The sequence below is a fragment of the uncultured Lentibacter sp. genome, from assembly GCF_937123735.1.
Taxonomy (GTDB): Bacteria; Pseudomonadota; Alphaproteobacteria; order Rhodobacterales; family Rhodobacteraceae; genus Lentibacter.
Window position 1 is genome coordinate 30,287 of the sequence record NZ_CAKZKL010000004.1, and the last position, 22,967, is coordinate 53,253.

Below are 22,967 nucleotides of genomic sequence, written 5' to 3' on the forward strand. Positions count from 1 at the left end.
GCCGTTCGCGCACTCACAAGCAGGCAGATTTACGCAAGCGCCATTTGGCTCATGAGGCTTGTGAACATCGCCTTGCCATCGGTGCCACCATGGCTTTGCTCCGCCATCCGCTCTGGGTGCGGCATCAGCCCCAAGACCCGCCGGTTGCGGCTGATAACACCCGCAATATCGGCCACCGACCCGTTGGGGTTGTTCACATAGCGAAAGGCAACCCGGCCCTCTCCCTCAAGCTCAGAGAGCTTGTTGTCATCGACAAAATAATTCCCGTCATGGTGCGCGATCGGATAAGTGACGATCTGGCCCGCTTCATAACGGCTTGTGTAAGCCGTGTCTGTCGCCTCGACGCGCAAGTCGACAGGCTTGCAAATATACTTCAGCCCCGCATTGCGCCGCAACGCCCCCGGCAAGAGCCCGGTCTCTGTCAAAACCTGAAAGCCATTGCAAATACCAAGCGCATAGCCCCCACGCGCCACATGCGCCTTCAACTCACCGCAAATGGGCGAGTTGGCCGCAATCGCCCCGCAGCGCAGATAATCACCAAACGAAAAGCCTCCCGGAACAGCCACAAGGTCTACCCCCTCCGGCAAGGCCGTATCTTTGTGCCAGACCATGCTGACATCAGCGCCCTCGTTCTGCAAAGCGACAGCAAGATCGCGGTCACAGTTTGATCCAGGGAAGACAATTACAGCGGCTTTCATGGCGCTCTCCTTCGGGTTTCAGCTCTCAAAATCGGTTATAACGGCAACACCCGCAGGTGCTGCGCGGTCAAAGGCCGCAAGCTCTTCAGTGACCGTGCTCAGCGCAATGCGGCGTGTCACAAGCGGCGTCAAATCCACTTGCCCGCCTGCGATCATTCCCAGCAAGCTCGGATATCGGTGCGCGGGCATACCCCGGGTGCCAAACAGCGCCAGCTGTCCGGAATAGACAACATCCATCGGCAGGGTCATCTCGCTCTGCGCGCCAGCCGGCATCCCGACCTGAACCATCCGCCCCAGTTTTTTGAGCGATCTGAGCGCCGCCACGGTTGTTTGCGCCGCGCCAAGCGCCTCAATCGCAAGATCCGCCCCACCACCTGTCAGGCTGCGCACCGCTTCCGCGGCATCACAATCAGCTGCATTGACAACATGCTCGGCGCCTAGCGTTTTGGCGTAAGCAAGTTTTTCCGCCACCACATCCACCACGACAACACGGGCGCCCAGGGCGCGTGCGAGCATCAAAGCAGATAACCCGACACCTCCCCCGCCAAACACAGCCAGCCATTCGCCGCCCTGCAAACCCGCACGCCCCGTGAGGGCGTGCCAAGCCGTTGTCACACGGCAGCCCAGCCCAGCGGCCAAATCGGGCTCAATACTCTCGGGCAAGGCGGTCAAATTGGCGTCCGCAAAGGGCACAGAAATCAACTCAGCAAAGGCCCCTGCCCGGGTAAACCCGGGAACCGCCTGGCTGCTGCAAATGGTCTGATGACCGGCGGCACAATCTGCACAGGTGCCACAGGCCAGGATAAAGGGGGCAATCACCCGATCCCCGATCTGCCAGCGGGTCACCCCTTTGCCGATTGCGACAACCTCCCCACAATATTCGTGGCCCAATATATGGGGCAAGGCCACATCCGGATCTGCCCCCACCCAGCCATGCCAGTCAGAGCGGCAGACACCGCAGGCCAGAACCTTCAAGACCACGCCACCCGCGTCTGGCGCAGGGTCTGGCAGCCGCACAAGCTCCAAGGGCGCGCGCCACGCTGAGAGCTGCGCCGCAATCATCAGCCAAGCTCGATCGTGTAGCTTTCGATAACCGTGTTCGCGAGGAGCTTTTCACACATCTGTGCCACAGTGTCCTCATCCGTGCCATCGGCCAGATCAAGCTCAATCACCTTGCCTTGGCGCACGCCTTCAACACCGTCAAAGCCCATGGCTCCAAGCGCATGGCGCACCGCTTCACCCTGCGGGTCAAGGACCCCGTTTTTAAGCATCACATGCACACGCGCTTTCATGGCTTTCTCCGTTTTTCTCAGTTTGCCCAGCACATCCTTGCCAGACACAGTCAATTCTTAACACCGAACCCTGGCAGCTCAGTTGATCAGCGTCGGCTTCATTGGGGTCGCGCCTTTGGGCATCACACCCAGGCGCCGGGCCACTTCGCTGTAGGCGTCAGTCAAGGAGCCCAGATCTCGGCGAAACACATCCTTATCCAGCTTTTGGCCGGTCTCGATATCCCAGAGGCGGCAACTGTCCGGGCTGATCTCATCCGCAACGATCAGGCGCTGATAATCGCCCTCATAGACCCGGCCAATTTCAATCTTGAAATCCACCAGTTTGATCCCGACCCCAAACATGACCCCCGAGAGAAAGTCATTCACCCGCAAGGCAAGGCTCAAAATATCGTCCATGTCCTGCTGGCTGGCCCAGCCAAACGCCGCAATATGCTCCTCTGTCACCAAAGGGTCGCCCAAAGCGTCATCTTTGAAGCAATACTCTACAATCGGGCGAGGCAACGCCGTGCCCTCCTCAATCCCGAGCCGCTTGGCCATGGAACCGGCGGCAAAATTGCGCACGATCACTTCCAAAGGCACAATTTCGCAAGCTTTCACAAGCTGTTCACGCATGTTCAGACGGCGGATGAAATGATTTGGCACGCCAATTTGTGTCAAACCGTTCATAAAATACTCCGAAAGCATGTTGTTCAGAACGCCTTTGCCCTCGATCACATCGCGCTTTTCCGCATTGAAGGCGGTCGCATCGTCCTTGAAATACTGAACAATCGTCCCCGGCTCAGGCCCTTCAAAAAGTGTCTTGGCCTTGCCTTCATATATTTTCTTGCGCCGTGCCATCTGGGCTCCCATCTGAGCACATCAGGTGAGTCTGCGTGCTTGCTGCTCTCTTATGGCAAAGGGCCGTTTGTCGCAAGACACGCCATGAGCCCTTGTGCTTTGGCACGGCCAACTGCATATTTGAACCGTAACAAACCAGTAGGAGCACACCATGTCCTCATTTGACGATCGCGAAAGCGCTTTTGAAAACAAATTCGCCCATGACGAAGACATGAAGTTTAAGGCAGAAGCCCGCACCAACAAGCTTTTGGGCCTTTGGGCTGCCGGGTTGCTCGGCAAAACGGGCGACGACGCCAAAGCCTACGCCGCAGAGGTTGTCAAAGCGGATTTTGAAGAGGCCGGCCATGAAGATGTGGTGCGCAAAGTCGCCGCCGACCTCGGCGACATGGCCGATCCTGACACCATTCGCGCCAAACGCGCCGAGCTCGCCATAACGGCCAAAGAGCAGGTGATGAGCGAAACAGACTGAGGCAACCAAAGCTTCTGAAAACCGGCGTCATCTCCCTCGGGGTGGCGCCTTTTTTTATGGTGCATTTTATCCGTTAAGGGGCACGTCACCGGGCTGTGGCACAACGTGGTCTCCCAAACGCCTTTTTTCGGATCTCTCGCCAGTATGCAAAAACCGCGCGCCCCCGCCCTGCCCCAGCTCACCACACGTCAGATCATCCTGCCGTTGGCGATTGCCTTTTTGTGTATCTGGGTGCTTCAGCAAAAAATTGGTCCTCTAGATGTCGCCCAAATCTGGCATGCCTTGGCGCGCGTTTCGCCCACAGCCTGGGCGCTGGCAGCACTCGCAACCTGTGCCAGCTTCTGGGCCGTCGGGCGCTATGACACGGTGCTGCACCGCCACTTTGAGACCGGCGTGCCCACCCAACAAACCGTCCAGAGCGGCGCCGCCGCCATCGCACTCAGCCAGGTTTTGGGCTGCGGCCTTGTCACAGGCAGCTTCGCGCGTTGGCGCATTCTGCCACAGCTGGGTGCGCCGCGTGCCGTTGCGCTCACTTTGCTCTGCGCCCTGTCCTTCATGCTAGCGCTCGGATTAATCACAGCGCTCAGTGCGCTGTTTTTACAACCTTCTCTGGCACATCCATGGGCTTGGCCCCTGGCCTTGCTGCTTCTTGGCGTGCCGCTGTTTGCTTTGGTGCAGCCCAATATCGTGCTGCCCGGTCGTTTGCGGCTTCAGCTGCCCTCCTTGCCCGCCATGGGCGCGCTGCTCGCGCTCACCTTTGTGGACACGCTGTTCGCCGCTTTGGCATTCTTGCTCTTGCTCCCTGCGGGATCTGATATCGGCCTGAGCGTGCTTTACCCGGCGTTTCTCATGGCTCTGGGCGCGGGCCTTCTGTCAGGCGCCCCCGCCGGGGCTGGCCCTTTTGAGCTGACCTTGCTGGCGCTCTTGCCCGGTTTGCCCGAAGCCGATCTGCTCGCCGGCTTGATCGGGTTTCGTTTGCTTTACTATGTGCTGCCGGCCGCTCTTGCCGCGCTGCTTTTGCTGCGCCCTCTGCCCCAGCTTGCGGCGCAGCACCCCACAAAACAGCCCGTCACCCGGCGCATCCTCGCGCATGCTGCGCGCGCCGAACTTGGTGTCATGCGCCAAACCAAAGGCTATCTCCTGCAAGCAAGTGAAGCACGCCTTTGTGTGGTCAAGACCCCTCAAACCCTCACGGCCCTGTTCGATCCGGCCAGCGGCACATTGCCCGAGCTTGTGAGCCCGCTTTTGTCACATGCGCGGTTGAGCAATCGCGTTCCAGCCGTTTACAAATGTTCGGCCCAAAGCGCCGTTGCCCTGCGCCGCAGAGGCTTCCGGGTATTGCATATTGCGAATGAAGCCCGAATTGATCCTCGCCAGTTCAACCTTGCGAGCCCTGCCTACCGCCAACTGCGCCGCAAACTGCGCAGGGCCAAGACAGCAGGCGTCACCGTGCGCCGCCCAGCAGAGCTTCCCATCACAGCCATGCAAAAGATTGACGCCAGCTGGGTGGCGGCGCATGGGCGCGCGCGCAGCTTTTCGATGGGCCGTTTCTGCCCCGCCTATCTTTCGCATCAGCGGGTCTATCTCGCCTATCAGAACGACATCCTTGTCGCTTTCGCCAGCTTTCATACGAGCGCCCATGAAATCTGCCTTGACCTGATGCGCAGCAGCTCAAATGCCCCGGATGGCACCATGCACGCGCTGCTCGCCAGCGCCATCGAGGAGGCCGCACAGGCCGGGCGGCGGCAAGTTTCACTGGCCGCAGTGCCCCATATCGCCGCACATATCCCTTTGCGCCAAAGGCTCCTGCGGGTGGCCGGAGCAGAGGGGCTGACGCAATTCAAATCCTGCTTTAACCCCCGCTTTGTGCCCCTCTACATGGCCGCTCCCAGCTTCTCAGGCCTGCTCATCGCCCTCTGCGATCTGGCGCGCCACATCCATCGGGGCCATTCCGAGCCCACCTCATAATCTTCATGTATTTTATGAGTTTGCCTAAAGGTTCATTTCATGAAATGGGCACACATAATCTCAAAACAGGCGCACAGCATGACGACCGCTCTTCAATCCCTCCTTGATACCCGCGACTGGCTGCTCGCAGATGGGGCAACAGGCACCAATTTGTTCAATATGGGGCTCAGCTCCGGCGATGCGCCCGAACTCTGGAATGTCACCGAACCCGCCAAAATCACAGCGCTTTACAGCTCTGCGGTCGAGGCTGGGTCTGATCTTTTCCTGACCAACTCCTTTGGCGGAAATGCGGCCCGCCTCAAACTGCACGATGCCGCCAAACGCGCCCATGAGCTTAGCCGTATCGCCGCCGAAATCGGGCGCAATGTCGCCGACCGCGCCGACCATACCGTCATTGTTGCCGGCTCTGTCGGTCCAACGGGTGAAATCATGGCCCCCCTTGGCCAGCTTACCCACGCATTGGCGGTGGAAATTTTTCATGAACAAGCCGAAGGGCTCAAAGCCGGTGGGGCCGATGTGCTTTGGCTCGAAACAATTTCAGCACCCGAAGAGTATATTGCCGCCGCAGAGGCCTTTGCACTCGCCGACATGCCGTGGTGCGGCACCATGAGCTTTGACACCGCCGGGCGCACCATGATGGGCACGACCAGCGCTGATATGGTGAAGATGGTCGAAAAGCTCGCCCATCCGCCGCTGGCCTACGGGGCCAATTGCGGCGTGGGCGCGTCCGATTTGTTACGCACGGTGCAAGGCTTTGCCGCCCAGGGCACACCCCGCCCGATTGTTGCAAAGGGCAATGCCGGCATTCCCAAATATGTTGACGGCCACATCCATTATGACGGCACCCCCGAGCTGATGGCGGACTATGCGGTGCTTGCCCGTGACAGCGGCGCAAAGATCATCGGTGGCTGTTGTGGCACCATGCCGGCGCACCTGCGAAAAATGCGTGAAGCCCTTGAAACAAAACCAAAAGGCGAAAAACCTTCGCTGGAAGAGATCACCGCACGCCTGGGCGCTTTTTCCTCGGCCAGCGACGGGCTTGACACCGGCACGCCGGCCCCCCGCAGAAACCGCCGCCGCACCTGATATGCCGCAAGAACCTGTGGTCGCGAAAGGCCCCGCAAAGGCCCTTTTTCAGGCCATAGGCCAGACAATCGCACAGATGGTCGGCAACAGCCCCGTGTGTGTCGCAATCGGGCCAGTCATATTGTCGCAATTTGGCAAAAGCTGAACCCAGAAAATTCTATCAAAGGAATCCGCCATGTCGGACGAAGAACAAGACATCATCCTTGCCGATCTTGACGACGACGAGCTTGTCCAACAAATGTTTGACGACCTCTATGATGGCCTCAAAGAGGAAATCGAAGAGGGTGTGAACATCTTGCTGTCCCGTGACTGGGCCCCCTATCGGGTGCTCACGGAAGCGCTCGTTGGCGGAATGACCATCGTCGGGCAAGACTTCCGCGATGGCATCCTTTTCGTGCCCGAAGTTCTGCTCGCGGCCAACGCCATGAAGGGCGGCATGGCCATCCTCAAGCCGCTGCTCGCCGAAACAGGCGCGCCGCGCGTTGGCGGTATGGTGATCGGGACGGTCAAAGGCGACATTCACGACATCGGCAAAAACCTTGTGGCCATGATGATGGAAGGCGCGGGTTTTGAGGTTGAAGACATCGGCATCAACAACCCGGTCGAAAACTATCTCGCCGCTCTGGAAGAGCATAAACCCGAGATCCTCGGCATGTCCGCCCTGCTCACAACCACCATGCCCTACATGAAAGTTGTGATCGACACGATGGTCGAACAGGGCATCCGCGATGACTATATCGTTCTGGTCGGCGGTGCGCCGCTCAATGAGGAATTCGGCAAGGCCATTGGTGCCGATGCTTACTGCCGCGACGCCGCCGTCGCCGTGGAAACAGCCAAGGAATTCGTGCTGCGCAAACACAACAGCGCCGCTGCCGGCTAATCGCGCAGACTGTGCGGCAAAGGCCCGTCGGCAGCGCGCCGTGCGGGTCTTTTTTTTGGAGTGCCAAATGCTACCTGATGAGGCCACACTGACAGAAGAAGGCCTGCCGCCCAAAGGCCAGGGCCGCATCCTGCTCATTGCCTGCGGCGCTTTGGCCCGCGAAATTCTGGCGCTCATCGCCCAAAACAACTGGTCTCACCTCGATCTGACATGCCTGCCCGCCAATTTGCACCTTTATCCTGACCAGATTCCACAGGCGGTCGAAGACGCCGTCCTCAAACACCGCAACACCTACGCACAGATTTTCATTGTCTACGCCGATTGCGGGACCGGCGGTTTGCTGGAAGCCAAATGCAAGGCGCTTGGCGTCGAGATGGTCGCTGGCCCGCATTGCTATTCCTTTTTTGAAGGCAATAGCCGGTTTGCCGTCCATGACGACGAGATCACCGCCTTTTACCTCACCGATTTTTTGGTCAAGCAGTTTGACGCCTTTGTCTGGAAACCCATGGGCCTGCACAAAAATCCGGAATTGCGCGACATGATTTTCGGAAATTATACAAAATTGGTCTACCAAGCCCAAACCCAAGATCCCGCTCTTGAGCACAAAGCCAAAGACTGCGCCCGCCGCCTCGGGCTGGCCTATGAGTATCGCTTTACCGGTTACGGAGACCTCGCCACAGCCCTGTCAGCACAGGCGCAGTAATTTTTTCTTTCCAAAAATATCCTGGGGGTCTGGGGGCAAAGCCCCCAGCCGGTCGGATTTTGCGCAGCAAAATTCGAAAAGTCTCAGCCCGCGGCGGCAGCTCTGATCCGCGCAATCATCGCCCGCACCCCATTGGAGCGCTGCGCTGACAAATGCTCTTGCAAGCCCAGCCGCCCAAGCTCGGCCTCAGCATCAACCGCCGCCACCTCTGCAAGTGTCAACCCGTTGTAAAGCCGTCGTAAAACAGCCACCAACCCGCGCACAATCACAGCATCGGACTCACCTTCAAAGCGAAACACGCCCGCCTCTACCACTGGGTGGAGCCACACCTGGCTGGCACAGCCCTCCACCTTGGTTGCGGGCACTTTCAAGGCCTCCTCCAGAGGTGCCATGGCTTTGCCAAGCTCAATAACCAGAGCATAGCGCTCCTCCCAGTCCTCCAAAAATTCAAAGTCCTCGACAAGTTCTTCAAACGCTGCGCTGGCCATAGGCTCTCCTCTTCCTCCCTGTGAGATAGGCACCTCTGTCGCAAAGGTCCATATCTATTCCCGTCTTTTCAAGCCCTGCGCAATCAGGTAGCACCAAGGAAGATCAACGCTGGAGTCTCACATGCGGTTTATGCTCACAACAGCCCTACTCTCGGCTCTTGCGCTGCAAGGCTGCTCTTCCGGTTCTGGATCGCGCGCGCTGAACCCGTTCAAATGGGGCGCCAAAACAGAAAGCCCCGAGGCCGCGACAGCCAGCAATCCCCTCATCCCGCAGCGCTCTGCACTCATACGCGCCGAGGCACCTTACAATGGCGTTGCGCTTGAGCAAATCTTGCAGCTGTCTCTTGAGCCGGCCGCCGGCGGGGCCATCCTGCGGGTCACGGGTCTGAGCGCCACACTGGGTGCTTATAATGTCGCGCTGATCCCGGATGACCCCACCGAACAGGGCGTCGCAGCCGGACAAAACCTCAGCTACACCCTCAAGGCCGAGTATCCCAAGGGCCGCGCCCGCACAGCTCCGCCGCGCGCGCGTGAGGTGAGTGCCGCGCTCTTTTTGCCAGACACGCAGATGCGCACCTTAAATGAGATCCGCGTCAAAGCGGCCCAAAACATGCGCACGCTGCGCCCCTGACATCTGCGCCCCTGGCATCCGCGCCGCACCGGTCCCGGAACGCGCGATACCGGGCGCGGCCCGGCCTTCAGAGCGTGAAAACCTTCACAGCGCGCCCCTTCACAGCAAGGCCGATCTCTCCATTGCAGAGCCGCAGAGCGTCCGCGCCGAATGCCTCAAGCCGCCAACCGCGCATCGCAGGCACATCCCGGTCACCCGCCGCCAACATGTCAAGGTCGCTGGCCGAGGCAATCAGCTTGGCCGCCACACCCATCTCTTCGGTTTTTGCTTTCAGCAACACCCGTAGCAAATCGGCCAGAGCCGGGTTCACATTGAGCTTCTCGCGCCGCGTGTCCACAACCGGATAATCTTCGCTTGGGCAAGCTTGCCCGGCAGCAACAGCCTTCAGAATTCCCTCGGCAATCTCACCCTTGCGCGCCTCGCGCAGCAGGAGCCGCGAACGGGACAAGTCGTTCATATCCTTGGGCTTGGTTGACGCCAGCTCGATCAATGCGTCATCTTTGTAAACCCGGCTGCGCGGCACATTGCGCGCCTGCGCGTAACTCTCGCGAAATCTGGCAAGCTCGCGCACAATCGCCAGAAACTTGCCCGAACTCGTGCGCGTCTTCACTCTTTCCCAGGCGTTGCCGGGGTCAATCTGATAGGTTTGTGGCGCGCGCAACACCGCCAGTTCTTCACGCACCCAAATATCGCGCTTTGATTTGGCAAGTTGGTCGCGCAAATATTCGTATATCTGGCGCAGATGGGTGACATCGGCCAAAGCATAGCTTTTTTGCGCCTCCGAAAGCGGCCGGCGCGACCAATCGGTAAACCGGCTGCTTTTGTCCACAGTTTCCTTGGCAATCTTGCGCACAAGTGTTTCATAACCAACCTGCTCGCCAAATCCACACACCATGGCCGCAACCTGGGTGTCAAACAGAGGCGCCGGGATCACATTGCCATCATGAAAGAAAATCTCAAGGTCCTGGCGCGCGGCATGAAACACCTTCACGGTGGTTTCATCCGCCATCAAATCATACAGCGGCTGCAGCGAAATCCCACTGGCCAATGGGTCCACCAGAACAGCCGTTTCATCGCTCGTGCCCGGCATCGCGAGCTGCACAAGACACAGCTTGGAGTAATAGGTCCGCTCTCGCAAAAACTCCGTGTCAACAGTCACATAGTCGTGGGTTGCGGCCTCTTGGCAAAATTGCGCAAGCTCTTCGGTGGTGGTGAGTGTTCTCATTAAGACGTCTGCTTTTGCTGGATCTGGCACGGCCTATATCCGAGCCGCGTGTAAATGAAAAGGATCAGGGCCAATAGAGCGGCCGCTTGTCCCCGCTGACAAACCGCGCAAGCACGGCCGGATACAGCCGATGCTCCTCCTCAAGCACACGCGCGGCAAGCGTTTGGGCCGTGTCGCCCGCCTTCACAGGCACACGCGCTTGTCCTAAAATCGGTCCGTCGTCCAGCTTCGCAGTCACCTCATGCACGGTGCAACCTGCTTGCGCGTCGCCCGCGTCGAGCGCCCGTTGGTGGGTGTTGAGCCCTTTGTATTTGGGTAGCAATGACGGATGAATATTGAGCATCCGTCCCTCCCAGTGCCCGGTAAATTCGCCAGTGAGCACCCGCATAAACCCAGCCAAACAGATCAGATCAGGCGCATATCGCGCCAATACGTCCTGCAAGGCCGCTTCAAAACCCGCCCGATCAGCCCCAAAGGGGCGGTGGTCCACAACCTCGGTTGCAATCCCCAATGCCGCCGCCTTGGCCAGCCCGCCGGCCTCAGGACGGTTGGACAAGACCAGACAGGGCCGCGCCGGATGGGCTTCTGTCATGCTCTGCACCAGCGAGAGCATGTTGGAGCCTCCCCCGGAGATGAACAGCGCCACCCGTGTCAAACGAGGCGGCCCTCATAGCGCACGCCTGCGCCCGCCGTAACGCGCCCCAGCGTGAAGACAGTCTCGCCCTCGGCCTGCAACAGCGCGCTCAAGCGTGCCGCCTCGGCTTGCTCGACAGACAGGATCATCCCAATCCCGGCGTTGAACGTCTTGAGCAGCTCGGCCTCGGCCATTGCGCCGGTTTTGGCCAGCCATTTGAACACATCCGGCAACTGCCAGGCTGAAAGATCAATCTGGGCCCCCAGCCCCTCGGGCAAAACCCGTGGCAAATTCTCGGTCAGCCCGCCGCCGGTGATATGGGCCAGCGCATGAACACCCCCGCTTTGCACGGCCGCGAGGGCCGGTTTCACATAAAGCCGTGTCGGTGTGAGCAACGCCGCGCCCAACGTGCCGTCTGCCCAGGGGCAGTCAGCATCCCAGCCCAGACCGGAGTGCTCAACCAGCTTGCGCACAAGGCTATAGCCGTTGGAATGCACCCCGTCAGAGCCCAGCCCCAGCAGCACATCGCCTTCCATCACACCGCGCGGCAAATCTGCGCCACGCTCCATCGCGCCCACAGCAAACCCCGCGAGGTCGAAATCTCCATCCGGATACATGCCCGGCATTTCCGCTGTTTCTCCGCCTATCAAAGCGCAGCCAGACAGCTCACAGCCCTTGGCAATTCCTTCAATAATGCGCGCGGCCTTGTCCATCTCAAGACGCCCCGTCGCAAAATAATCAAGAAAAAACAGCGGTTCAGCTCCCTGACACACAAGGTCGTTGACGCACATGGCCACCAAGTCAATGCCCACGCCGTCCACTTCGCCAGTGTCAATGGCGATCCTAAGCTTGGTCCCCACCCCATCTGTGGCCGCCACAAGGATCGGGTCGTTATAGCCCGCCGCCTTGAGGTCAAACAGCGCACCAAAGCCGCCCAGCCCAGCCATAACACCAGAGCGCTGTGTGCGCTTTGCAGCCGGTTTGATCCGCTCCACAAGGGCGTTGCCCGCATCAATATCTACACCCGCATCTGCGTAGGTGATCCCGTTTTTCGCCGCCATCGTGAAGCCCCCATTGTCGCTTGGCCTTCGCATTAAATCATCCCCCGCCTCTCTGCAACGGTAAGACTTGACGCGCCCGCGCACTCTGATAACCAAAGGCCCATGGGGGGCCTGTAGCTCAACTGGTTAGAGCAGAGCGCTCATAACGCTTTGGTTGCGGGTTCAAGTCCTGCCGGGCCTACCATTTCCCCAAACAAGCCGCGCACGGCCTCGCGCTTCGCGCCCCGGTGTTTCCGGCGTTCGGCCCATAGGCCCTAAACCAGCTTTGCAGCCGCCACCGCTGCTTTCCAACGGGCATAGCTGGCCGCGCGGCCCTCGGCGCTCCTATCGGGAGAAAAGCATCTGTCGCGCTGCCACAGCGTCGAAAACTCGGCTTGCCCAGGATAAAGTCCAGCCGCCCGCCCGGCCAACCAGGCCGCCCCCAAAGCGGTCGATTCCAAAAGAACAGGCCGCTCCACATCGCGACCGGTGATATCGGCCAAAGACTGCATGGTCCAATCGGACGCACACATCCCCCCGTCTACCCGCAGGGTGGCGCGCTGCGCTGCGGGCCAGTCCGCCTGCATGGCCTCCAACAGATCACGGCTCTGAAACCCAACCGATTGCAAAGCGGCGCGCACAATCTCTGCGGGTCCCGTCGCGCGGGTGAGACCAAACAGCGCCCCGCGACACTCTGGGTTCCAATACGGCGCGCCAAGCCCCGTGAAGGCCGGCACCAGCACCACATCCTGCTGAAGATCCGCCGTCGCAGCCAGGGTGTCGCAGGCCTGTGCATCGGCGATGATCCCCAAAGAATCTCGCAACCACTGCACGACGGCCCCCGCCACAAAGATCGAGCCTTCCAGCGCATAGCTCGGCTGCCCCTCCAGTTGGTAAGCCACGGTTGTCAGAAGCTTGTGTTCGGAGTTGACCGCCTCACTGCCTGTGTTGAGCAGGGCAAAACAGCCGGTGCCATAGGTGGCTTTCATCATTCCGGGCTGAAAACACCCCTGCCCGATGGCAGCAGCCTGTTGATCGCCCGCAACCCCCAAAATCGGGGCAGAGCCGCCAAAAACCTCTGTTTCGCCAAACCGCGCGGCACAATCATGCACCTCGGGCAAAAGGCGCATGGGAATGTCAAACAAAGCGCAAAGCGCCTCAGACCATTCCCCTTCGTGAATGTCATAAAGCAGCGTGCGCGCAGCATTGGTGGCGTCTGTTGCATGGGTCTTGCCGCCGGTGAGCTTCCACAACAGCCAGCTGTCAACCGTTCCAAAAGCCAGTTGCCCCGCCTCGGCGCGCGCGCGCGCGCCTTCAACATGGTCCAGAATCCAAGCCAGTTTTGTGGCGCTGAAATACGGATCCAGCAACAGCCCCGTCGTGCGCCTCACCATCGGCTCGTGGCCCTCAGCCTTTAGGCGGGCACAACGCTCTGCTGTGCGCCTGTCTTGCCAGACAATCGCATTGTAAAGCGGCACACCCGTCGTGCGGTCCCACAGCAGCGTGGTTTCGCGCTGGTTTGTGAGGCCAACCCCGGCAAGCTGCTGGCCCGAAAGCCCGGCCGCCGCCAAAGCCCTCTGCCCGCTGCGCAACACGGTCTGCCAAAGATCATCCGGCGCATGTTCAACCCAACCTGAGCGCGCAAAATGCTGCTCAAAGGCTTCTTGAGCCTGCCCGCAAGGGCGCATCTGCGCATCATAAACGATGGCACGCGAGCTTGTGGTGCCTTGATCAATCGCGAGAATATAAGACATTTCTCTCTCCCCTGCCTTACCCCAGCCTGCTCCCGGCCTTACCCTTGTCTGCGCCCTGCCTGGCCGTCATCTGGCGCAAGGCTAAAGCCTTTCATGGCATTCTCCAAGACAGAGCCGGCACAACAGGAATTTGTCAGCGCCCGCCCATATAGGCGGCCAGATGCGCCTGCTCCTCTTGCGTCATATGCAACCCGAGTTTGCTGCGCCGCCAGAGGATGTCCTGTGGAGTTTGGGCAAACTCGCGGTCAATCAGCCAATCCACTTCCCGCCGGCTCAGCCCGCCTCCCAGATCCTCCAGCTCCTCAGGCGGGCCAAGAACTTCAAAAACCTCGTCTCCATAGCTGCGCAACAAGCGCCGCTGCGTGCGCGCACAGAGCTGCGGATACTGCTCTGCAATACGCGCCAACAGGTCCGCGCGCGCCTCAAGCGCAAAATTTCCCCCGGGCAAAGGCGCGCCCCTGGTCCAGGGGGCCGTCTCTGGCGCAAGCTTGCTCACTGCTGATTCTGCCAGCTTTCGATAGGTTGTGATCTTGCCACCAAAGACTGTGAGCAAAGGGGCCTGATCTGCCTCAAGGCGCAGCTCATAATCGCGCGTTGCCGCCGAGGCGCTGGCCTGCCCGTCATCCTGAAGCGGCCGCAGCCCAGCAAAAGACCAAATGATGTCGTCTGGGCGCAGCGGCTTGCGCAGATATCTGTTGGCAAACGCCAAAAGATAGGCTTTCTCCGCGTCGCTGGCCTGCGGGCTCAGCTCAGGCGTGGCGTGCTCGGCGTCCGTCGTGCCAATCAGCGTAAAGGCTTCCTCGTAGGGAATCAAAAAACAGATCCGCCCGTCTGCGCCTTGCAGGAAATAACATTTGTCATGCTCATAAAGCCTTGGCACCACAATGTGCGAGCCGCGCACCAGCCGGATCTGCCCGCGCATTGCGCTGCTGATCTGGCCCAAAGCCTGCGCCACCCAGGGGCCCGCCGCATTGACAAGCGCACGCGCCCGGTGCCTTTGCAACACCCCATTACAGGCAACCTCAATCTCCCAGAGACCAGCCACGCGCCGCGCCGAGACAACCTCTGTGCGGGTGAGTATCTGCGCACCGCGTTGCGCCGCATCACGCGCATTCAGACTCACCAGCCGGGCATCATCAATCCAAACATCAGAGTATTCAAATCCGCGCTGAAACCGCTCCTGCAACACCGCGTCCTGCGCGCCTTGCCCAAGCCGCAGGCTGCGGGTTGGCGGCAAGAGCTTGCGCCCGCCCATATGATCATACAAGAAAAGCCCCAGCCGGATCAGCCAGTTGGGGCGCCGCCCCTTGGCCCAAGGCATCAACCGTGCCAACAGGCGCGCCGCTGGCGTGCTCGCATCAAAGCGCATCTGTGGGCTCAGGGGCAGCACAAACCGCATGGGCCAACTGATATGTGGCATCATCGCGAGCAGAACCTCGCGCTCCTTGAGCGCCTCGCGCACAAGCCGAAATTCAAAATACTCAAGATAACGCAACCCGCCGTGAAACAGCTTTGTTGACGCCGAGGAGGTGCCACTGGCCAAATCTGCCCGCTCAGCAAGCGTCACAGAAAGCCCACGGCCCGCCGCATCTCGGGCAATGCCACAGCCGTTCACGCCCCCGCCGATGATGAATATATCCTTGATCTCGCCCTGCATGATCCCCCCCAACGGCGCCATATGAGCAGTTCACGGCCAAAAGAAAACCCACTTTGGCCAAGACCACGGGTCAAGGCCAAACATCAAGGTCACTGGGGCCGCGCAAATACCCCCAAATCAGACCAGAAAAGTTGAAATTTTGACGCAATTTAGAGAGATATTAAACACTCGGTGCTTGGGTGAGGGCTCATCATTACCGAGGTCACTATGCCAAACTCACCTTCAACAACGCGTCACACACGGCTGTTTGAGCTGATCCGTCAACAAAATCTGGCGCAAGCCGCCTGCCAAGCCCACAAGAGCACCGGCCGCAAGGAGCAGACCAACGGCTCGGCCGATACGCTGGGAAAGCTTCTCACGCGCGCACACCAAAGCCTTACAGCCATGGCCTAGCCCCGAAATCCCGTTGCGATGACAAATTTTTCCGAGCTGTCGCTGCGCGAGCTTGGGGGTTTCACATTGACCACCTTGGTGAACTTCTGTTTGAGCAGCTTTTGCAGCTCACCCTCCGCGCCCCCCGCCAGAACCTTGGCGACAAATGTGCCGCCTGTTTCCAGCACATCAAAGGCAAAATAGGCCGCCGCCTCACACAGCGAGATAATGCGCAAATGGTCGGTCTGCTTGTGACCCGAGCTTGAGGCCGCCATATCTGACATCACCACGTCGGCCTTGCCGCCCAACCACGTCTTGACCTGGTCATCTGCGCCCTCATCCATAAAATCAAGCTGATGGATTTCACAGCCCGTTACCGGCTCCACCACCTGCAAATCCACGCCCAAAATAGTGCCTTTGGGGCCGGGTTTATCGCCAAGCGCATTCACCCGCGGCACCGCCACTTGCAGCCAGCCACCGGGCGCGCAACCCAGATCAACAATCCGCGCGCCGGGCACCAGAAAACCGAATTTATCGTCCAGTTCCATAATCTTGAACGCCGCGCGTCCGCGATAGCCCTCAGCCTGCGCGCGCTTCACATAGGGGTCATTGAGCTGGCGCTGTAGCCACCGCGTGGAGGAGCTGCGCCGCCCCCGCGCCGTCTTCACCTTCACTTTGAGCTCGCGCTGTCCGCGGCCGGATGTGTTTTTGCCGTCTGGTTTTTTTGCCATGGTCCCGCTCTACCCTAAAAAGGCCCGTCCTCCAACACACCATCCGCATTCATCTGCGCATAGAGCAACCCCTCGCGCAGGCCCCGATCTGCCACGCTCAACCGGTCCGTGGGCCAGCAACGCAGCAAGGCTTGCAAAATTGCGCTTCCAGACATGATCAGCGCCTGTCTGTCCTGTCCGATGCGTGGATCACGCCGCCGCCCCTCCGGACCAAGTGCGAGGTAATCGCGAATGACCGCATCAATCTGTTCGGAACTCATGCGCAACCCGTCCACCTTGGTGCGGTCATAGCGGCGCAACCCCAAATGGCTCGCCGCAACCGTGGTAACCGTGCCGGAGGTTCCCACAATCTGGAAGCGCTCGCGTTGTTGCACATCCTGATAGGGGGTGAAATCCGCGAGGTTTTCCTCAAAAAACCAGCTCATCAGGGCAAAGCGCGCCGCATCATCTTCCACATCCGCGAATTGGTCTTTCAGCGTCGCCACGCCCAGCGGAACAGAAATCCAGTCCACAACCCGCGCCGCTGGCTCGCCACTTTGCACATGGCCAAACCCTCGGTGCATCCCCATGATCGCGCGGGCGCGGTGCTTTCTGGGCACATCTGACAGATCAATCCAGACAAGCTCCGTCGAGCCGCCGCCGATATCCACAACCAGAAGCTGCTCGGTCTTGGCGCTCACAAGCGGCGCACAAGAGATGACAGCCAGCCGCGCTTCCTCTTCAGCTGGGATAATCTCAAGCGCCAGCCCGGTCTCTCGCTTGACCTTGGCAATGAAATCGCCCGCGTTCTGGGCGCGCCGGCAAGCCTCGGTGGCCACAAGCCGCATCTTGCGCACCTTGTGGCGTCTGAGCTTTTGCTGGCAGGTTTTGAGCGCCTGAATGGTGCGCTGCATGGAGCTGCGCGACAAACGCCCCGTGCTTTCCAGGCCGATCCCAAGCTGGACCGACTTTGAATAGCTATCCACCACATGAAACTGACTGCCCTTGGGGTGGGCAATCAACATGCGGCAACTGTTCGTTCCCAAGTCCAGCGCCGCATAAAGCGGGCCGGACTCAAGCGGTTTGGGCGCGGCGCTCTCGACCGATTTCGGGATAGCGCCCGCACCTTTGGGACGCATGGGCGCCATAGTCACGCCCTCCATTTTGAGTTGCTCCCAAACTATGCCGAGGCCCGCGCCTGCGCAAGGGGTTTCAATTTGCCCCGCCTCATAAAGACCGTGAAAAGGTTTCATAGCATAGGCGCTGCCGCTTCTCTCAATTTCAAGTTAGAATTTTCCACAAGGTCGCTCAGATGCGCCGCAAAGTCGAAAACGGGCGCTGATGTCGCGTTTGGGTCCTTTAGACGTGGAGATCGAAACAGGAAGGGAATCAACCATGCCCGACGTCACAATCGTTTACTGGCGCGACATTCCGGCTCAGGTCATTGTGGGCAAGGGCCGGCGCGGCTCCAAAGCCCCCCTGCCCGAGCGCTTTGAGCAAGCGATTGACCGCGCCGCCATGAAGATCGGCGCGGAAGACAGCGACGCCTACATGGCCGAGTGGCGCAAGGCCGATCCCTTCACTGTAGAAGGAGACCCCGCAGAAATCGCCGCCGCAGAGGCCGCGCGCATTGATGCAGACTACGACAAGGAGCGCATCAAAGCGCTGATCGCCAATGAAGGCTGGGCCTGAACGCCCATGAACATCAGGGAGGCCATGATGGCACTGCTCAATTTCCGCAAAAAATCGGCTGACACCGCAGCCGTCACAGCCAACCCCGCCCAGATGGAAGCTTTCCTGCAAGGCTACTCCATCGAGGTCATGCCGCGCACGGCCTCCAAGGTCGAAAGTTTCCGCGACATCCTGCCAACCGGCACACGGGTCTATATCGCCCATATCGAGGGCACGCCGATCGAGGAGATGGTCGAGACCGCCGCGCGACTCAATGGCGAAGGCTTTGAGGTGATGCCGCATTTCCCCGCGCGCATCCTCAAGGATGCCGCCATGCTGGAAAACTGGATCGCCATGTATCAAGGCGAAGCCAATGTAAAGCAGGCGCTCCTGCTAGCCGGTGGTGTGGATACTCCGCACGGTGATTTCCACTCCTCCATGCAGCTCTTGGAGACCGGCCTCTTTGACAAAGCCGGCTTCACCCGCCTGCATGTTGCCGGCCATCCGGAGGGCAACAAGGACATCGACACAGACGGCAGCACCAAAAACGTTGATGAAGCCTTGCAATGGAAGCAGAAATTCTCCGAGCGCACCGAGGCCAAAATGGCCCTCGCCACCCAGTTTGCCTTTGAGGCCGGCCCAATCATCGAATGGGCCAACAGCCTGAAGGCAGCGGGCGTCGATATCCCGGTGCATATCGGCATCGCTGGCCCGGCCAAGCTGCAAACGCTGATCAAATTTGCCATCGCCTGTGGCGTCGGCCCCTCGCTCAAAGTGCTGCAAAAGCGCGCCATGGATGTGACAAAGCTGCTTCTGCCCTACGAGCCCACAGAGGTGCTCGCAGAGCTGGCCGCTCACAAAGCCGCAAACCCCGACTTCAACATCGAGCAGGTGCATTTCTTCCCGCTCGGCGGCATCAAAACCAACGCCACTTGGGCCACAGAGCACGGCGGCGCCTCTGGCGTTCCGGCCTCAGCCCAAGCCAAACAAGCATAAGAAAGCGCTCACATGACAAGAACGATCGTCGAATCCAAAACAAAAACCGCCATCATCGGCTTTGACCAGCCGTTCACAGTGATCGGCGAGCGCATCAACCCCACCGGGCGCAAGATTCTCAACGAAGAGCTTGAGCGCGGCGATTTTTCCCGCGTGCAGGCCGATGCTCTGGCGCAGGTCGCGGCAGGGGCCACCATCCTTGACATCAACTCTGGCGCTGTCTTTTCCAACAAAATGGCCGAAGACCCCCGCTATGCGGACAACAACTTCGTTGAGCCCACGCTGATGAAACAGCTCATCGAGCATGTGCAGGCGGTGACAGATTCTCCTCTTTGCATTGACAGCTCCGTGCCGGGCGCTCTGGAAAACGGCCTCGCCACAGCCGAGGGCCGCCCGCTTCTGAACTCGGTCACAGGCGAGGAAGAGCGCCTTGAGCAGGTTCTGCCGCTCGTGAAAAAATACAACGTGCCAGTCGTGGCCATCTCCAATGACGACACCGGCATTTCCGAAGACCCTGACGTGCGCTTTGCCGTGGCCAAAAAGATCGTCGAGCGCGCGGCGGATTTCGGCATCCCCGCCCATGATATCGTGGTGGATCCGCTCGTCATGCCCATTGGCGCGATGGGCACGGCGGGTCTGCAGGTCTTCACGCTCGTGCGCCGCCTGCGCGAGGAGCTCGGCGTCAACACCACCTGCGGCGCCTCCAACATCAGCTTCGGCCTGCCCAACCGCCACGGCATCAACAACGCCTTCCTGCCCATGGCCATCACCGCCGGCATGACCTCGGCCATCATGAACCCCGTGGCCATCCCCGTTGGCCCCACCAAGATCGCCGAGAAGCGCGCCGAGGTGGAAGCCTCCGGCATCGTGCTGCCCGCCGACATGGATGATGAAACCTTCTGCCAGCTCTTCGGCCTCGGCTCCACCAAGCCGCGCGCCGGTAAGGAAATGGAGGCGATCCGCGCCGCCAACTTCCTCACAAACAATGATGATGGCGGCGGGGCCTGGATCAATTTCAACCGCGTTGCGCCCAAAGCCGGGCAAGAGCACCGTGGCCGTGCAGGCCGCACAGGCGGGCGCCGCCGCGGCTGATCTGCGCCCAAAACCTGAGACCTGAGAACGCCCCTGCACCGCTGTGCGGGGGCATCTTTTTTTGGGCCATCCGGCACGCCATACGGCGGGCTAGGACGCCTCACAGGGCCAATGCGCCACCGTTTGATCAAAACTTTCATGCTGAAGGTCACTGCCCAGGCCGATCCCGAACTGTTCCGCCATTCCGCCGTTTATCTCCAAAACAGCCGTCGCAAGCCCGTTGCTGTAAATGACTGTTTCATCAAGCGGTTGCGCGTTGTGGTGAATGTGGATGATCCGCCCACGCTCATCGACAAACAGCAAATCCAGCGGGATCAGCGTGTTGCGCATCCAAAACCCCAGCTGCGCGGGCGTGTCATAGACAAACAGCATCCCGGCGGTGCGCGCGAGCGTCTCACGATACATCAGCCCTTGCGCACGGCTGTCCGAATCGTTGGCGATCTCAACAAAAAACTGCGCCTGCCCCCATGGGCCGCGCAGCATAAGTTTGTCTGGCTCGCATCCCGCCCAAAGCGGGTGTGTGAGCCCGCCCCAGATCACCGCGGCGAGACACCAGAATTTTAGCCCTTTACGGCGCTCTCCCAAGAGCGAACCTCCGTTGCCATGCGCCCGCGCTTGCCATCAATCGTCTTGATGGCCACGGCCTCGCCTGGCTGAAGGTCGGCAAAGCCCGAACGGCGCAACACTTCAATGTGAATAAAGACATCGTCATTGTTGCCATATACATTGGCAAAACCGAAGCCTTTGGCCTTGTCAAACCACTTCACACGCGCCGCCTCAAGAGGGGCCGCCGCCATCTCGGCAGGGTCAAACTCCTCAAAGTCGGCCAACGCCACTGAATCTTCGCTGACAGGCGGCTGAATGGCAAGCACTTCAACAGCCTGCACCCCGCGCTCTGTCATCTGCACGATAATATCAACGCGCGCGCCATCCGCGACAGAATTCTGTCCAAAATTACGCAACACATTTGCATGAAGCAGAATGTCTGGGCCGCCGGTGTCTGCAACAACAAAGCCAAACCCTTTGACCGGATCAAACCATTTCACGCTTCCAGAGACATTGAATTCCGTCTCGTCGCGATCTTCCAACATTTGTTCACTCCACCCAATTAGACCAGTGGTCTTTGAAGCGAATAAACAGAGCCTCGCAAGTGTCATTTAGATGCAAATATGATCAAAAGAGGGGCCGGCTTGCGACACAAAGTGACGCCAATAAGCGTCACTGTTAACAATTATTTAGGGATTCAAACGTGTTACCTCCCAATCGTGCGCAACACTTTTGCGCACCCACCTAAATCGGTCGTGCAAACGGAACGCACCATCCGCCCAAAACTCTATTTCCAAGGGCACAATGCGAAACCCACCCCAAAAGGGCGGGCGCTCCGGGTGCATGCCTTTCTCAGCGGTGATCTTGGCAACCTTGGCCATAAGCGCCGCGCGCGAGCTCAAAGGTTGCGACTGGTCCGAGGCCCAGGCCCCCAAACGGCTCTTGAGCGAGCGCGACTGATAATAGGCATCCGCCTGTGGCCCCTCAACACGGCTCACAAGCCCGCGCACCCGCACCTGCCGGCGCAGCGATTTCCAGTGGAGCACAAAAGCCCCCTTGCCCGCCCCGTCAAGCTCGCGGGCCTTGGTTGAGCCGTAATTTGTGTAAAAGACAAAGGCATCCGCCTCGATTTCCTTGAGCAGAACCATGCGCACATTGGGCAGCCCGTCGCTGTCCACAGTGGCCAGCGCAATGGCGTTGGGGTCGTTGGGCTCGCTGTCCTCAGCCGAAGACAGCCAGCTTTGGGCAATCACGAAAGGATCATCCCCTGCAAAGAGTCCGCTTCTATCTGCCATGGGTTTTCCTTTTTGCTTTGGTGCTCAGACTTGAAGCACCCTATGCAATCGCCTAAAGACGTCAACAACCCATTAACTTTTCACACGGGCGGAGATCAGACATGTCCAATCAACTGTTGGCAGGCAAGCGCGGCCTTATCATGGGCCTTGCCAATGACAAATCTATCGCTTGGGGGATCGCCAAAGCCTGCGCCGATGCCGGTGCCGAGCTGGCCTTCTCCTATCAGGGCGAGGCCCTGTTGAAACGGGTCAAGCCGCTGGCGGCGCAGCTGGGCTCAGATATGGTCCTGCCCTGCGATGTGGCCGATGAGGCCTCCATGGATGCGCTGTTTGCCAGCCTGAAAGACAGCTGGGGAGAGTTTGATTTCGTGGTCCACGCGATCGGCTTTTCCGACAAGAACGAGCTGCGCGGCCGCTATGTCGAAACCAGCCGCGACAACTTCACCATGACCATGGACATCTCGGTCTATTCCTTCACCGCCATCATGCAGCGCGCCGAGAAAATGATGCGCCCGGGCGGCTCTGCGCTCACCCTCACCTATTACGGCGCCGAGCAGGTCATGCCGCATTATAACGTCATGGGCGTTGCCAAGGCGGCGCTGGAGGCCTCCGTGAAGTATCTTGCTGAAGATCTGGGCAAAGACGGCATCCGCGTCAACGCGATCTCCGCTGGCCCAATCAAGACACTCGCCGCCTCCGGTATCGGCGATTTCCGCTACATCCTGAAGTGGAACGAGCTGAACTCGCCCCTGCGCCGCAACGTGACAATCGATGATGTCGGCAAATCCGCGCTCTACCTGCTCTCCGATCTCGGCTCAGGCGTGACGGGCGAAAACCTGCATGTGGACGCGGGCTATCATGTCGTTGGGATGAAAGCCGTCGACGCTCCGGACATCGACGTGGTCACGGGCCGCAAGGACTGA

The 22,967-nt window shown here is 59.7% G+C and carries 26 protein-coding genes and 1 tRNA gene; 12 read left to right on the forward strand and 15 right to left on the reverse strand.

Annotated elements, in window-relative coordinates; all coding sequences use genetic code 11:
• Positions 1–29 precede the first annotated feature (29 nt).
• The 4 genes from purQ to purC form a co-directional block, all read right to left on the reverse strand.
• Positions 30–698, reverse strand: a complete 669-nt coding sequence (gene purQ / locus Q0478_RS00250; protein ID WP_298674787.1) for a phosphoribosylformylglycinamidine synthase subunit PurQ — start codon at positions 696–698, stop codon at positions 30–32.
• A gap of 18 nt (positions 699–716) precedes the next feature.
• Positions 717–1,760, reverse strand: coding sequence for a zinc-dependent alcohol dehydrogenase family protein (locus tag Q0478_RS00255; RefSeq protein WP_298674790.1), 1,044 nt, complete (start codon positions 1,758–1,760; stop codon positions 717–719).
• Positions 1,760–1,990: a phosphoribosylformylglycinamidine synthase subunit PurS gene (purS, locus tag Q0478_RS00260; RefSeq protein ID WP_298674792.1), complete on the reverse strand. Its 231-nt coding sequence runs from the start codon at positions 1,988–1,990 to the stop codon at positions 1,760–1,762. The genes Q0478_RS00255 and purS overlap by 1 nt, the downstream gene beginning before the upstream one ends.
• 78 nt (positions 1,991–2,068) lie before the next feature.
• Entirely contained in the window at positions 2,069–2,827 is a 759-nt protein-coding gene (purC, locus tag Q0478_RS00265; protein WP_298674795.1) for a phosphoribosylaminoimidazolesuccinocarboxamide synthase, read from the reverse strand.
• A gap of 151 nt (positions 2,828–2,978) precedes the next feature.
• Between purC and Q0478_RS00270 the strand changes: the two genes are divergently transcribed.
• The 5 genes from Q0478_RS00270 to Q0478_RS00290 all read left to right on the forward strand — a co-directional run bounded on the left by Q0478_RS00270 (position 2,979) and on the right by Q0478_RS00290 (position 7,933).
• Positions 2,979–3,296 (forward strand): DUF1476 domain-containing protein, encoded by a 318-nt coding sequence (locus Q0478_RS00270; protein WP_298674798.1) that lies wholly within the window; start codon positions 2,979–2,981, stop codon positions 3,294–3,296.
• 144 nt (positions 3,297–3,440) lie between these two features.
• On the forward strand, positions 3,441–5,264 hold the full coding sequence (locus Q0478_RS00275) for a phosphatidylglycerol lysyltransferase domain-containing protein (RefSeq protein WP_298674801.1): 1,824 nt from the start codon (positions 3,441–3,443) through the stop codon (positions 5,262–5,264).
• 78 nt (positions 5,265–5,342) lie between these two features.
• On the forward strand, positions 5,343–6,350 hold the full coding sequence (bmt, locus tag Q0478_RS00280; protein WP_298674803.1) for a betaine--homocysteine S-methyltransferase: 1,008 nt from the start codon (positions 5,343–5,345) through the stop codon (positions 6,348–6,350).
• A 175-nt stretch (positions 6,351–6,525) separates the two neighbouring features.
• Entirely contained in the window at positions 6,526–7,230 is a 705-nt protein-coding gene (locus tag Q0478_RS00285; RefSeq protein ID WP_298674806.1) for a corrinoid protein, read from the forward strand.
• A gap of 67 nt (positions 7,231–7,297) precedes the next feature.
• A complete protein-coding gene (locus Q0478_RS00290) occupies positions 7,298–7,933 on the forward strand; it encodes a DUF1638 domain-containing protein (protein ID WP_298674809.1) in 636 nt (211 codons plus the stop codon).
• A gap of 83 nt (positions 7,934–8,016) precedes the next feature.
• Here Q0478_RS00290 and Q0478_RS00295 read toward each other — a convergent pair whose 3' ends face one another.
• Entirely contained in the window at positions 8,017–8,421 is a 405-nt protein-coding gene (locus Q0478_RS00295) for a SufE family protein (RefSeq protein ID WP_298674812.1), read from the reverse strand.
• Positions 8,422–8,542: 121 nt separating this feature from the next.
• Here Q0478_RS00295 and Q0478_RS00300 point away from each other — a divergent pair, with 121 nt between their 5' ends.
• On the forward strand, positions 8,543–9,052 hold the full coding sequence (locus Q0478_RS00300; protein WP_298674815.1) for a hypothetical protein: 510 nt from the start codon (positions 8,543–8,545) through the stop codon (positions 9,050–9,052).
• A 67-nt stretch (positions 9,053–9,119) separates the two neighbouring features.
• Here the strand turns inward: Q0478_RS00300 and rnd are convergent, their stop codons facing one another.
• The 3 genes from rnd to purM all read right to left on the reverse strand — a co-directional run bounded on the left by rnd (position 9,120) and on the right by purM (position 11,972).
• A complete protein-coding gene (gene rnd, locus Q0478_RS00305; RefSeq protein WP_298674818.1) occupies positions 9,120–10,277 on the reverse strand; it encodes a ribonuclease D in 1,158 nt (385 codons plus the stop codon).
• Between the two features lie 64 nt (positions 10,278–10,341).
• Entirely contained in the window at positions 10,342–10,932 is a 591-nt protein-coding gene (gene purN / locus Q0478_RS00310) for a phosphoribosylglycinamide formyltransferase (protein ID WP_298674822.1), read from the reverse strand.
• Positions 10,929–11,972, reverse strand: a complete 1,044-nt coding sequence (purM, locus tag Q0478_RS00315) for a phosphoribosylformylglycinamidine cyclo-ligase (RefSeq protein ID WP_298674825.1) — start codon at positions 11,970–11,972, stop codon at positions 10,929–10,931. The genes purN and purM overlap by 4 nt, the downstream gene beginning before the upstream one ends.
• Before the next feature lie 107 nt (positions 11,973–12,079).
• Here purM and Q0478_RS00320 point away from each other — a divergent pair.
• A tRNA-Ile gene (locus Q0478_RS00320) sits at positions 12,080–12,156 on the forward strand.
• 70 nt (positions 12,157–12,226) lie between these two features.
• Here Q0478_RS00320 and glpK read toward each other — a convergent pair.
• Together glpK and glpD are read right to left on the reverse strand one after the other, a co-directional pair.
• Positions 12,227–13,705, reverse strand: a complete 1,479-nt coding sequence (gene glpK / locus Q0478_RS00325; protein WP_298674828.1) for a glycerol kinase GlpK — start codon at positions 13,703–13,705, stop codon at positions 12,227–12,229.
• Positions 13,706–13,838: 133 nt separating this feature from the next.
• Positions 13,839–15,362 (reverse strand): glycerol-3-phosphate dehydrogenase, encoded by a 1,524-nt coding sequence (glpD, locus tag Q0478_RS00330; protein WP_298674831.1) that lies wholly within the window; start codon positions 15,360–15,362, stop codon positions 13,839–13,841.
• A gap of 207 nt (positions 15,363–15,569) precedes the next feature.
• On the opposite strand from glpD, the gene Q0478_RS00335 reads away from it, so the two are divergent.
• A complete protein-coding gene (locus Q0478_RS00335) occupies positions 15,570–15,755 on the forward strand; it encodes a hypothetical protein (protein WP_298674834.1) in 186 nt (61 codons plus the stop codon).
• On the opposite strand, the gene Q0478_RS00340 is transcribed toward Q0478_RS00335, so the two are convergent.
• Positions 15,752–16,465, reverse strand: coding sequence for an RlmE family RNA methyltransferase (locus Q0478_RS00340; protein WP_298674836.1), 714 nt, complete (start codon positions 16,463–16,465; stop codon positions 15,752–15,754). The genes Q0478_RS00335 and Q0478_RS00340 overlap by 4 nt on opposite strands.
• A gap of 14 nt (positions 16,466–16,479) precedes the next feature.
• Positions 16,480–17,592, reverse strand: coding sequence for a Ppx/GppA phosphatase family protein (locus tag Q0478_RS00345; protein WP_298675120.1), 1,113 nt, complete (start codon positions 17,590–17,592; stop codon positions 16,480–16,482).
• Positions 17,593–17,839: 247 nt separating this feature from the next.
• Between Q0478_RS00345 and Q0478_RS00350 the strand changes: the two genes are divergently transcribed.
• Genes Q0478_RS00350 through Q0478_RS00360 form a run of 3 tightly spaced genes read left to right on the forward strand, consistent with a single transcriptional unit; the run spans position 17,840 to position 20,203 of the window.
• The gene (locus tag Q0478_RS00350) at positions 17,840–18,136 is read left to right on the forward strand and encodes a virulence factor (protein ID WP_298674838.1); all 297 of its coding nucleotides are present in this window, start codon (positions 17,840–17,842) and stop codon (positions 18,134–18,136) included.
• Positions 18,137–18,163: 27 nt separating this feature from the next.
• Positions 18,164–19,111 (forward strand): methylenetetrahydrofolate reductase, encoded by a 948-nt coding sequence (locus Q0478_RS00355; protein WP_298674841.1) that lies wholly within the window; start codon positions 18,164–18,166, stop codon positions 19,109–19,111.
• Positions 19,112–19,123: 12 nt separating this feature from the next.
• Positions 19,124–20,203 (forward strand): methyltetrahydrofolate cobalamin methyltransferase, encoded by a 1,080-nt coding sequence (locus Q0478_RS00360; protein WP_298674844.1) that lies wholly within the window; start codon positions 19,124–19,126, stop codon positions 20,201–20,203.
• A gap of 90 nt (positions 20,204–20,293) precedes the next feature.
• On the opposite strand, the gene Q0478_RS00365 is transcribed toward Q0478_RS00360, so the two are convergent.
• The 3 genes from Q0478_RS00365 to pdxH form a co-directional block, all read right to left on the reverse strand.
• Positions 20,294–20,788, reverse strand: a complete 495-nt coding sequence (locus tag Q0478_RS00365) for a DUF192 domain-containing protein (protein ID WP_298674847.1) — start codon at positions 20,786–20,788, stop codon at positions 20,294–20,296.
• Positions 20,764–21,294 (reverse strand): cold-shock protein, encoded by a 531-nt coding sequence (locus Q0478_RS00370; RefSeq protein ID WP_298674850.1) that lies wholly within the window; start codon positions 21,292–21,294, stop codon positions 20,764–20,766. The genes Q0478_RS00365 and Q0478_RS00370 overlap by 25 nt, the downstream gene beginning before the upstream one ends.
• A 144-nt stretch (positions 21,295–21,438) precedes the next feature.
• The gene (pdxH, locus tag Q0478_RS00375) at positions 21,439–22,044 is read right to left on the reverse strand and encodes a pyridoxamine 5'-phosphate oxidase (RefSeq protein ID WP_298674853.1); all 606 of its coding nucleotides are present in this window, start codon (positions 22,042–22,044) and stop codon (positions 21,439–21,441) included.
• A gap of 101 nt (positions 22,045–22,145) precedes the next feature.
• On the opposite strand from pdxH, the gene fabI reads away from it, so the two are divergent.
• On the forward strand, positions 22,146–22,967 hold the full coding sequence (gene fabI / locus Q0478_RS00380) for an enoyl-ACP reductase FabI (protein ID WP_298674856.1): 822 nt from the start codon (positions 22,146–22,148) through the stop codon (positions 22,965–22,967).